We start from the raw sequence: 11650 nt of genomic DNA, 5'->3' as shown, positions 1-11650 counted from the left end.
ATGGTTTTATAAATATTTCACTTTCTATATTGGGATACTCCATTGCGGGGCGAGATAAGAATATAATAGTAAAGGCGTTAGCGAATTAGCTATCGCCTTTTTTGGTTATTTTAGATTAGCCGGGATTTGTAAAAAGTGAAAGCACCCGGAAAATAGGTGAAAGTAAGAAAGACAGAGGGGAATTGCAGCCATGAAGCTTTTTCCTCCTTTCTAATCAATTTCTAATCTATTTTTCAGAGAATTCTAGTTTTTGGGAGGTACATTACAAGTACATATATGTTAGGGGGAAAACAAAATGAAGATTGTAATTGTACCATCGGGGTTTAAAGAATGCATGGATGCGGAGGATGTTGCTTTGGCGATGGCAAGGGGAGCGATGCGATATAATGAGTCAGCAGAAATTGAAGTGTTACCTATGATTGATGGGGGTGAAGGGTTTGCCAAAACCATTACTCGATTAAAAGGCGGGGAATTAATTTACAGGGAAGCTACCGGGCCTGTTGGCAAAATAATACATACCCATTTTGGCCTATTTGAAGAAAATGGGGACCGGACTGCTGTTATTGAGATGGCAGCTGTGGCAGGGCTGAAGCATGTTCCATTTCAGGAACGCAACCCTTTATTAACAACTACTTACGGAGTGGGCGAGTTGATTCTTGCTGCACTGGACCATCGAGCAGATCGGATTTTAATCGGATGCGGCGACTCTGGAACTTCAGATGGAGGAGCTGGAATGGGACAGGCACTTGGAGTTAAGTTTTTGAATATCAATGGGGAAATTCTTGATATAAATGGCGGAGCTGATTTGCTGAAGGTTAAGCAAATTGATGCTTCTGGTATCGACAGGCGTATTAGAAATGTCGCAATTGATGTAGCCTGCAACTGGGAGAATGTTTTATGCGGTGAAAGGGGCGTGGCCAAAGTATTTGGACCACAAAAGGGTGCCACCTGGGAACAGGTGGGCATATTATCTGATGCAATTGAACATTATGCTAGCTTAATAGAGAATACCTTCGCGATGGATGTAAGGCTATTGCCGGGGAGCGGGGCTTCAGGTGGGCTCGGAGCAGGTTTGATTGCTTTTGCAGGTGCATCTCTTCATCCGCGCTTCAGTCTTATTAGGCAATATATTAACATAGAAGAAAAAATTGCAGCCGCTGACATTGTGCTGACGGCAGAAGGAAGTATCGATTTCCAGACTCCCCATGGAAAAATACCGACAGAAGTGGCCAGGATTGCAAAAAAATATGGGATTCCCGTTATAGCCATTACCGGAACGATTGGTAAAGGAGCTGCATTAAATTATGAAGCCGGCATTGATGCTTTCTTAAGTATCATTCAAAAGCCGACTTCACTTGAGAAAGCCATTCTCTATGCTCCTGAGTGGATTGAAGACAGCACAGAATCTGTCATGAGACAAATAGCCATTGGGCTGAAAATTGCCAGAAGAGACCGGGTCAATGAAAGGGTAGTCTGATATGCAGACAAGAATAGAAAAACATAAGCATAGCGAACATCACTTTTTGAAACTAATTGATCTGATTTCAACGCGGACGTTTGCCATTATCCTGGTACATGTATTCTTTTTACTAGTGATTTTGTTCTTGAATGGGCTGGACTACAAGGCAAAGTTATCGGTATTTGCTTTTCTCTCCGCAATGACACTTTGGGTCACAACGAAATTTCCAGCTGGATATGTGGCAGTGGCCCTGGTTGTCTTCATCGTTTTAATGAAGGGCGGAAGCCAGGAGTTTTTATACAATTCTCTCTCGGAAGAAGTCGTATGGCTGATGGTAGGGGCATTTATAATCGGAGAGGCTGTTACACAATCAGGTTTAGCTGCTCGATTCATTGAATTTATATTAAGAAAAAGCCGGACTGCGGGAAGAATGAACTTAGGGATTATGTCATTTATTTTCGCTACAGCTTTTTTTATCCCTTCCACTTCCGGCCGTGCCGCAATGGCACGACCCCTCATCCTGCATGTTGGGAGCAGGCTATCTGCACGAGAGAAAAGGGTTCTTGCAATCACTGTGCCAATCGTCATATTAATGAGTACATCTGCGGCTTTGATTGGAGCCGGATCTCATATCATTGGAATTGGCCTTTTAGAGACTGCTGCAGGCCAATCCATCTCCTATTTAAAATGGCTTGTGTGGGGCATGCCGTTTGCTCTAGCGGTTACAATACTATCTGTTTTGGTTATAAACTGGATGATGGGACGAGAAGTGGAATCAAAAGAATCAGCCAACGGGCATGCTGAACCAAACATCCAGGAAAAAAAACCGTTAACCAGGGTGGAGATAAAAACTTTATTAATGGTTGCCTTCCTTATCGCAGGATGGATGACTGAAAGCATCCATGGCTATGATCTTGCTTTTATAGCAATCCTTGGAGCAATCATTATAACGCTTCCCAACATCGGTGTCATCAGCTGGAAGCAGGGGATTAAATCAGTATCGTGGAATCTTATTCTGTTCGTTGCAGCAGCAACGGCACTTGGGAAAATCATGGTTGAAAATGGTATTGTTCAATGGCTGGAAGGAAAATTAACGGGTTTTCTCTTTTTGTTCAGCGAGGCTCCGGGCTGGATTATGGCACTGGGAATTTTGCTGATCACTGGAACGAGCCATTTATACATTACTTCCCATACAACAAGGGCAATTGTTCTGATTCCAGGGATCATTCTTTTTAGCCAGTCAGCTGGGATGAGTCCTTCTGCAGCAGTCTTTTTAAGTTTGATCGGGATGAATTATTGCATTACTTTTCCTGTCAGTTCTAAAGCACTGCTTCTCTTTTATGAGGATGGGGATTTAAGTTATGATGCAGCCGTTTTGGCTAAGTTAAGTGCCATTCTTATGCCGGTTTACATTGCGATTGCTGTTGTTTTCTATTGTACTTATTGGCAGTGGACAGGAATGAGTTTATACCAGTAGGACAGGAATTAGGTGCCTGACTCCGGCTGCATTATAGTGTTAGTGATAATACGGAAAGGCACCTTTTATTGAGAGAAGGAATTTGAAGACTGTTAACATTATTTTATAATAAGAATCTGGCTTTTAAAGTAAAGCTACTAATGAACATTATTATAAAAATGATAGGCGGTTATAGATAATTTTTTTACAAAGGAAATCTTCAAAAATGTAATAAAAATTTCTTTATTATCGACCAGGCAACATTTGAACAGCCGCGGCAATTAACATCGGCTTTGATACTGTAATTGTAAACGGCCATGTTGTTATACAAAACGATCTTGTGCTTTTCTTTCGCAATACAAATAGAGTATGATGCCTGACACTGAGGAACAGGCACCTCTTTTACATTTGGGTTCTCATTAATCTTGCACCAGCAGGCTTATTTAAGAACTTTAAAACATCCCATTCTCATTAGAAGAATCCTCTGGTATAGGCTGCCCTATATCCCACAGTTCAACGATTTGGCCATCTTGAAACCGAAAGATATGTACGACTGCTCCTCCAAGATCCCCGGGATTCTGCTTAACATGGGAGTGAACGGCAACGGTTTCATTCTCTTGGATAGCGAGTTTGATCTCAAGCAATTTGTTAGGGTTTTGGGCTGCATTCTCTTCCATCGCAACCATAAGTGAATCGGCATCGCCATGGAAAAAGGGATTATGGTGAATAAAATCAGGACCAATATATCGCCGGTATGCTTCACGAACTTTCCCTGATGCTGCGAGCTGCAAAAAAGAAACTGCTTTCTCTTTAAGTGTGAGATTGGAGGTAACCTGTTGTTCCGTACCCAGTTTAATCATCCTTTCATATCTGGAATTATTATGTTTGAATTAATTGAAGTATAAGATAAATAAAAATCAATGACAATTATATTATAAGGTCTAAAAAGATCATTTTAAGAGTGCATGGAAGAATGTCTGAATCTAATAGTGAACCAATCATTGTTTTATGCTATATTTTTAGAAAATAGATGGAAAAATAAAGGAGTATGTTTTGACAATTATTGATAAATTAAAGCTGAGTAAATATAACAATATGGCTGTGCTTCATCAGCCAAGTGATTATGATGTATTTAATGGGTATAAGACGGAATTATCAGGAGGGCACGATGCTATTTTCATCTTTGTTGAAACGATTGATGAAATGGTGGAACATACACGAAGGGTAATCGATGAGGAACAATTGCTTGAAAAAGGGTATTTATTCTTCGCCTATCCGAAAAAAGGAAACAAGCGGTATGACACGTTTGTTCACAGAGATGAAATTTTTCCGGCAATGAAAGTAGGCGAGGATGGATATGTGGAAAATAGCGATGTGAAATTCTCGCGGATGGTGAGTATGGATGATGTATTTACTGTCGTTGGATTAAAACGTGAAAAGAAGAAAGGTAAAAAATCATCCGCTCCAAGTCAGTGTGTAGCGGATTACGAGGATCATGTTAAGGATATTGAAAAGCTGTTGGAAGGTTATCCTAATGAATTGAAATTTTATCAGGAACTTTCACCAGGATATCAAAGGGATTGGGCTCGCTATATCTTTTCTGTTAAGCAGGAGAAAACACGTGAAAAACGTGAAGCGCAAATGGTCGATATCTTATCACAAGGGTATAAATCGGTTGATTTATTTAGACAAAAGAAGAAATAGCAAAATTTGAAAAAATGATTAAAAGGAAAGAGGCAATTCTATATTAAATTGTCTCTTAACTTATTATTAAAGGTATTCACCTGCTTTTATTCAGCCTTCAATACAACCCGCATGACTTTGTGTATTGAGAAAGGTGCAAAACCGTAAATATTGACTTAGAGGGTGTCTTACAGAAACGTCTCTACTCTAAGCATTCTTCAGCGTTTGCTTGATGGGTATGGGGTAGTACCAGCGTCGCTGACACCACCCCGTAGAGTTAAAAGATAACTAGATTAGGTTTTTTGCCTTTCATCAGGTTCATTTTTTCTAATGCAAAGCCAACATTTAATACTGTTTCTTCTTTGAATGCTGATCCAATGATTTGCAATCCGACAGGCATTCCATTTTTAAGCCCACACGGCACCGTTAAAGCAGGGAGTCCGGTTAGATTGCTTGGTCCAGTAAAACGGATGATATGGTCAACAAGATCCACTTTTTCTCCATTTAAATCAGCATAATCTTCTCCTATTTTTGGCGGAATGATCGGCAAGGTTGGTGTAATTAACACGTCTGCTCGATTGAGAGCATGTTGAAACTCTTGTTTGATTTGTCTTCTTAGCTGTTGCGCCTGCAGATAGTCTACGGCTGAAGGAATTTCCCCCAATTCTAAGAGAAGCCGAATATCGTCGCCAAATTGTTCGGGTCTTTTTAAAAGGTTGCGATGATGAATCGCTGCGGCTTCCGTCAAAATGGTGATCATTTCGGCATACTCAGCATATTTCAACGACGGAATAGCAACTTCTTCCACTTTAGCGCCTTCATCAACCAGCATTTGAATTCCTTTTCGAACCAGTTGTTCAATTTCCGAATCAACATGTTTGAAGAAATATTCCTCATTAATCCCGATCACTAAATTTTTAACATCAGGTGTTAATTGATTTGAATAATTTCCTACCGGAACATTTAAAGAGGTTGGGTCGTTTTTATCATAACCTGCAATAATTTCCAACAGCCCTGCAGCATCTTTCACTGTTTTCGTCATCGGACCAATGTGATCAAGTGACCATGAAAGCGGGAAACATCCAAATTTACTTACTCTGCCATGCGTTGGTTTTAACCCGACAATTCCACATGCGGAAGAAGGAATTCTGACTGATCCGGCTGTATCCGTACCTAGCGAAGCAACACTCATATCTGCGGCAACAGCAGCGCCGGAACCTCCGCTCGAACCACCGGGGATTTTTTCAGTATCCCAAGGATTCCGACAAGCGCCAAAGTGAGGATTGTTATTTGTAATACCCCAAGCATATTCGTGCATGTTCAATTTGCCAATAAAGACTACGCCTGCTTCCCTTAATTTGCTGATTACAGTAGCATCAAAGTCGGAGACAAATTCATTATGGATTTTCGATGCCATTGTTGTCACTTCATTTTTAAAATATAAATTATCTTTAATCCCCATCGGAATGCCATGGTACATTCCACGGTAATCGCCATTTGCAATATCCTTTTCAGCCTTTAGGGCCGTTTCTTCAGCTTGTTTACGATCGATTTTAATAAAAGCATTAATTCGGTCATTTTGTGATTCGGCATGATCCAAAACGGTTTGTGTTAATTCTACAGGAGAAATGACTCTTTTTTGGATTAAAGGAGCTAATTCTTCTACTGACATTGAAACAATTTCTTTACTCAACATGATCCCCTCCTGGAATATGGCGAAGTGCAATATCTTGGTCGTCTAATTTGACGTGATTCAGATCCTTTTTGAACGTTTCAAGGCGTTCCCAGCGAATTTCCAACATTTCAAGATGATTTTCCGGTGTTTGTATGCCTTTACTTACCAGTAAATTGCGAATTGACAAATCCAATTAAAATCCTCTCCTTATTTAATGTGTTTATTAGGCAAAATACTTCTTATTAAACCCATCCATAACTGCATGAATCCCTCCTTCCTGCATCACTTTTATTGCAAAAACCATGCCAAAAGAAAACCCTATTTATATTAAGGAGAGAGAGGATATGTCTGTAGCAAAAAGAGACGTTATTTTCAAAAAAGTCAGATTTTGTTATGGTAGAATGGATTATAGGAGCATGTCCGATTTTTAGACTCTGTCCGAATATAGAACAAAAAGGGCGAGGTTTTTTTCATGCTTATAAAAATTATTATTTTCATTAACTGGAACAACTGCACGAACTGAACGAGGGCAATATGAGGCAGCCAAATTTGCTATAAGTACATTCAGCAGCCAAAAGCAAATAAAATTCAAAACGATCATCCGTGATATTTGCTCGGACCCTGCAAAAAGTAGAGAACAAGCGGAAGAGCTCGCAAAGGAATGGGGCAGGATCTTTCTTGCAGGAAAGCAGTTTTTCCTGTACTGGAAGAGTATGATTGTCTTTTGGTATATCATACTTTATACGAAGACCGGGAATGTCACCCAAATGTTTTTATACCGGCGAGGTTCCGAATCAACAAATGCAAAACAAGCCATTTCATCCGTAATGTAGAAAAGTAATATAATAATAAACTTTCAATAGGTGATAATCATGCACATTAATAAATTTGTAACACCTGAAATTATTTTTGGTAAAAACGCGATAAGACAGGCGGGTGATGCTTGCCTGCGGCTTGGAGCGAAGAAAGTATTGATTGTAAGTGATGATGGCGTTGCGAAAGCTGGATGGCTGGAAAAAGTTATGGATATCTGTAAAGAATCCCAATTGCCCTTTGCAACATTCATCGATATAACAACGGACCCAAAGGATACAGAAGTTGTTGATGGCTGTCGTGCTTTTATCGAGCATGAGTGTGATGCCATTATAGGAGTTGGAGGCGGCAGCGCATTAGACGCGGCTAAAGCCATTGCCATACTTGCTACTAACGGAGGAAAAATCAGTGATTATGAGGGCATAGATAAAATTGAAAACCCTCTTCCCCCAATGATTATGATTATGACCACTGCTGGTTCAGGCTCTGAAGTATCTCAATTTTCCATTATAGTTGACTCTAATCAAAAAAAGAAAATGACGATTATATCTAAGACATTAGTGCCTGATATTGCTATTATTGATCCTTACACACTCGTTACAAAAGACAGTAGTTTAACTGCAGCAACTGGTATGGATGTTCTTACACATGCAATTGAAGCTTATGTCAGCATAGCCGCAACACCACTCACAGATGTTCAGGCTAAAAATGCGCTTTCCCTTGTCTCCACCTATTTGCGTCCGTCAGCAGCTTCTAAAACAAACGAAGAAGCGAAAGAAGCAATGGCAATGGCCAGTTTGCAGGCTGGACTTGCCTTTTCAAATGCCATCTTAGGTGCTGCCCATGCGATTTCTCATGCAATTGGAGGAAAGTTCCCCTTGCCCCATGGAGAAATCAATGCCATTCTACTGCCTTATGTAATGGACTTTAACTTTATTGCTGCTCCTAGACGATTTACGGAAATGGCTGAATTTATGGGAATTGATACAAGAGGATTGACACAACGGGAAGCCGGAAATGCAGCTATTCAATTCGTTAAAGAGTTATCCATTGATATTGGAATACCTAAACGGTTAAGAGAGGTAGGCATTACAGAAGAAATGATCGATTTCATAAGTCAAGAAGCGCTTGAAGATGCGTGTATGATTACCAACCCCCGTGATATGGATCTTGAACAGGTTAAAAGCTTACTAAAAAACGTATTATAAGGCGGTGAATAATCGTGCTCGAAGACAAACATGAAATGATTGCCCTGTTAACCGGCGTGGAATCTTCCAAAAAAAGTTATTACACAGAATTAAAGAAAACAGTTGAACAATTGAAAAAGAAAAATATGCAGTTAGAAATCATAAATGAAGTGATGAAAAGTATTAAGATTGATATGTCGTTGGAAGATATTTTAAAAAATATGATAGATAAATTAAGAGTACTCGTTCAATTTGATCGTTTGAGTCTTTTATTGTTACGTAATGATAACCTTACGTTAACAAATGTTTATCCAGAAGACAGTCACTGTATGGAAATAGGATCTGCTATACCAAATGAACACTCTCTCTATTGGTCAGCATTAAAAAATAGACAAATCATTTTCCAACGATTAAATGATTCTTATGCCAGCTTTTATGAAAAAGAATGCCTAAATGCTCTTCACCTAAGAACCATTTTGGTATTGCCCATTTATAGTAAAAACAAAGGGATTGGGGTTTTAAGTATTGGCCGCCATGCCGAATCTGACTGGAGTATAGATGATCTTGCTTTTCTGGAACAACTTACTGATCATCTAGCCGTTAGTATTGAAAATGCCCAATTATATAGCGAAGTATTACGTGGAAAACAGGAATGGGAGGATACATTTAAAGCTGTTGATGATATGATTATGGTTTTTGATAAAGATTTAAATGTGCTTCAGTTTAACGATTCCGTTAAAACCTTTTTTGACATCAGCGAAAAAGACGACTTTTTCATGTTAGAGAAGCCCTGTAAAACACTTGTTAGAGAAACATTTCAATCCCAAAAAACAGGCTATAAAGAAATTCATCTACAAAATCACTCGACTTGTGAACTATATACATATCCGGTACACAACAATGAACACCAGGTGTATGGGGTGATTGCCTATATTAAGGATGTAACAGAAAAACGAAAAATGGAAGTGCAATTGCTCCACTCAGGAAAACTGGCGGCTATAGGAGAAATGGCTGCCGGTGTAGCCCATGAATTAAATAGTCCTTTAACCGCTATTTTAGGAAATTCTCAACTGTTATTAAGGAACACAACAAGGGATGATCCATCGTTTCCACTTCTAAATGACATAAAGAATTGTGGCGATCGCTGTAAACGAATTATTAAAAGCCTACTCACCTTTTCCCGTCAGGATGAGTATGTGTTTGATTCTTGTTCTTTAAACGAAGCAGTAGCACAAGTGCTTAATCTTCTAAAGTATCAATTAGAAAAAAACAGATCATGATAAAGCCCTTTCTTCAAGAGAATTTGCCTTTGATTGAAGGAAGCCAGCCACAGATAGAGCAAATCATTATTAACTTACTCTTAAATGCAAAGGATGCCCTTGAGCTTTCATCTAGAAAAAATAAGGAAATCATCATTAAAACATCTCTTCAGTCAAATGAAGTTCACTTATCCGTTATGGATAACGGAATTGGAATCGAAGAAAACAGATTATCTGAAATCTTTCACCCTTTTCAAACGACAAAAGAAACAGAAAAAGGGACCGGATTGGGCTTATCTGTGAGTATTGGTATCGCGAAAGCGCACGCGGGAACAATCGAAGTCAGCAGTAAACTCAATAAGGGCAGCACGTTCACATTAAAATTGCCTCTTCAACAATCAAAAAATGTTGAGGTGACATCATGATAAACTTATTAATTGTAGATGACGAAAAAGAAGTTGGCAATTTTCTATCCCACCTTTTTACATCAAAAGGATACCATGTCAAGGTGGTCAACAGTGGCAAGGATTTTTCCGCCATAGACTTTACTCTGCAAAATTTTCATGCTGCGATGATTGATTTAAAGCTACCTGATGCGAATGGTCTATCCTTATTGCAACATTTAAAGAAAGTACAGCCAAAATGCAAGGCGATCATCATGACAGGGTACAGTACTATTAAAACAGCCGTTGATGCCATCAAACTCGGAGCGAGTGATTATATCGAAAAACCGTTTGATAATATTGATTTACTAGAAAAACAAGTGGATAATCTGTTAGTTTCAAATGTTACCTCCACAGATGAACACATTAAAGGCTTAGCCAGTGAAGTGGGGCTTATCGTGGGACAAAACGAAACCATGAATCAGTTAATCCAGACTGCTTATAAGGTAGCCGGGAAGAATGTAAATATCTTAATTGAGGGTGAAACCGGAACGGGAAAAGAAGTGCTATCACGCTTTATTCATCAAGCAAGTCAACGCAGTCATGAATCTTTTATCGGGGTAAATTGCGGAGCAATTTCTGAATCTCTTTTAGAAAGTGAACTGTTCGGCCACGAAAAAGGGGCATTTACAGGCGCAACACAGCAACGAAAAGGTCTATTTGAAATTGCCAGCAGAGGGACTCTGTTCCTTGATGAAATTGCTGAAGCTTCACCTTCCATACAAGTGAAGTTGCTTCGCGTGCTGGAAACACGTGAATTCATGCGTGTCGGGAGTGAAAGCATCTTACGTACAAATACTCGTTTAGTTGCTGCAACAAACGAAAACCTTCAAGAAGCTGTTCAACAAAAGAAATTTAGGGAAGATTTATTTTATCGCTTAAATGTTGTTCAATTAAAGATTCCTCCCCTTCGTGAGCGAAAAGAAGATATTCCTTTATTGATTGATCACTGCCTACAACGGTATTCAAACATAGATATTACCTTTTCTGAGAACGCAATTGAAGTATTACAAAACTATGACTGGGCAGGTAATGTGCGCGAATTATCCAACTTTATTACAAGAATCGTTACTTTAACGGATACAAACCATGCCATCATTACTGCTAACGATTTACCGTTATCCAATAATGCTGCAGGATCGTCTATTCCCGTAAAAACAACGAAACAAATAAATACAGAAAAGCAGAAAAGCCACCTCGAAAGTTACTTGCAAAAATGGATAAATGAAACTCTTACAGTCTTTGAACAAAAAGAAGGAATCAGTTTAGAAGAGATCCTTGCACAGGTTAAACAGCTGGAGTCACAAGTGGGGAAAGCATTTATTTTACGAGCATTAAAAGATACACACGGAAACCGAAAAGAGGCTGCAAAAAGATTACAAATTACGATGAGAAAACTTCGTTACCTCTTAAACGAAAAAAGTAGCTGCCCCGAAAGCCAAGGTTTTGACTGAATTGTATTTATCTGTAATAAGGCTAGACTCCAAAACATAAAGAACACGTTTTGGAGTCTAGCCTTATTGGTTTTGAGGTCAATAAATAACAATTAGAAAAAATCGTAGATCCACTCTCAGATAACTCATTATGAATGGGTTTGTTTTTTTTTCATACTGATCACACATTTTTATCAGTATGACCAAGTTTAATAGGCTTTCATGTACCAGAGGCTAAAAAA

The 11650-nt window shown here is 39.1% G+C and carries 9 protein-coding genes and 1 pseudogene; 7 read left to right on the top strand and 3 right to left on the bottom strand.

Annotated features, from left to right (window positions below):
* The first annotated feature begins 295 nt into the window (after positions 1-295).
* Entirely contained in the window at positions 296-1477 is a 1182-nt protein-coding gene (locus L634_RS0104745) for a glycerate kinase family protein (protein WP_026581448.1), read from the top strand.
* Between the two features lies 1 nt (position 1478).
* Positions 1479-2936: an SLC13 family permease gene (locus L634_RS0104740; RefSeq protein ID WP_026581447.1), complete on the top strand. Its 1458-nt coding sequence runs from the start codon at positions 1479-1481 to the stop codon at positions 2934-2936.
* 431 nt (positions 2937-3367) lie between these two features.
* Here L634_RS0104740 and L634_RS0104735 read toward each other — a convergent pair whose 3' ends face one another.
* Positions 3368-3775, bottom strand: coding sequence for a nuclear transport factor 2 family protein (locus L634_RS0104735; protein ID WP_051428237.1), 408 nt, complete (start codon positions 3773-3775; stop codon positions 3368-3370).
* Between the two features lie 193 nt (positions 3776-3968).
* On the opposite strand from L634_RS0104735, the gene L634_RS0104730 reads away from it, so the two are divergent.
* Positions 3969-4619: a YdeI/OmpD-associated family protein gene (locus tag L634_RS0104730; RefSeq protein ID WP_026581445.1), complete on the top strand. Its 651-nt coding sequence runs from the start codon at positions 3969-3971 to the stop codon at positions 4617-4619.
* Positions 4620-4875: 256 nt separating this feature from the next.
* Here L634_RS0104730 and L634_RS0104725 read toward each other — a convergent pair whose 3' ends face one another.
* Together L634_RS0104725 and L634_RS0104720 are read right to left on the bottom strand one after the other, a co-directional pair.
* Positions 4876-6291, bottom strand: a complete 1416-nt coding sequence (locus tag L634_RS0104725) for an amidase (RefSeq protein WP_026581444.1) — start codon at positions 6289-6291, stop codon at positions 4876-4878.
* Complete coding sequence (locus tag L634_RS0104720; protein WP_026581443.1) at positions 6284-6466, bottom strand: hypothetical protein; 183 nt, start codon at positions 6464-6466, stop codon at positions 6284-6286. The genes L634_RS0104725 and L634_RS0104720 overlap by 8 nt, the downstream gene beginning before the upstream one ends.
* A 468-nt stretch (positions 6467-6934) precedes the next feature.
* On the opposite strand from L634_RS0104720, the gene L634_RS34865 reads away from it, so the two are divergent.
* The 4 genes and pseudogenes from L634_RS34865 (at position 6935) to L634_RS0104690 (ending at position 11429) form a co-directional block, all read left to right on the top strand.
* Positions 6935-7114: a transporter substrate-binding protein gene (locus L634_RS34865; protein WP_442852686.1), complete on the top strand. Its 180-nt coding sequence runs from the start codon at positions 6935-6937 to the stop codon at positions 7112-7114.
* Positions 7115-7145: 31 nt separating this feature from the next.
* Positions 7146-8294 carry an iron-containing alcohol dehydrogenase gene (locus L634_RS0104700; protein ID WP_026581442.1) on the top strand — a complete coding sequence of 383 codons (1149 nt, stop codon included), beginning with the start codon at positions 7146-7148 and terminating at the stop codon, positions 8292-8294.
* 35 nt (positions 8295-8329) lie between these two features.
* Positions 8330-9957 (top strand): annotated as a pseudogene (locus L634_RS30625) (ATP-binding protein).
* Complete coding sequence (locus L634_RS0104690) at positions 9954-11429, top strand: sigma-54-dependent transcriptional regulator (RefSeq protein WP_026581441.1); 1476 nt, start codon at positions 9954-9956, stop codon at positions 11427-11429. Before L634_RS30625 ends, L634_RS0104690 begins: the two are co-directional and overlap by 4 nt.
* Positions 11430-11650 lie beyond the last annotated feature (221 nt).

The sequence above is a fragment of the Bacillus sp. J33 genome (assembly GCF_000518885.1).
Classification (GTDB): Bacteria; Bacillota; Bacilli; order Bacillales; family Cytobacillaceae; genus Cytobacillus.
The sequence above is the reverse complement of the archived record's forward strand: the minus strand, read 5'-3'. Positions and strand labels throughout refer to the sequence as shown.

Coding starts and splice junctions, on each gene's coding strand:
- L634_RS0104745 (WP_026581448.1), top strand. CDS start 296: ATGAAGATTGTAATTGTACCATCGGGGTTTAAAGAATGCATGGATGCG.
- L634_RS0104740 (WP_026581447.1), top strand. CDS start 1,479: ATGCAGACAAGAATAGAAAAACATAAGCATAGCGAACATCACTTTTTG.
- L634_RS0104735 (WP_051428237.1), bottom strand. CDS start 3,775: ATGATTAAACTGGGTACGGAACAACAGGTTACCTCCAATCTCACACTT.
- L634_RS34865 (WP_442852686.1), top strand. CDS start 6,935: ATGGGGCAGGATCTTTCTTGCAGGAAAGCAGTTTTTCCTGTACTGGAA.
- L634_RS0104700 (WP_026581442.1), top strand. CDS start 7,146: ATGCACATTAATAAATTTGTAACACCTGAAATTATTTTTGGTAAAAAC.
- L634_RS0104690 (WP_026581441.1), top strand. CDS start 9,954: ATGATAAACTTATTAATTGTAGATGACGAAAAAGAAGTTGGCAATTTT.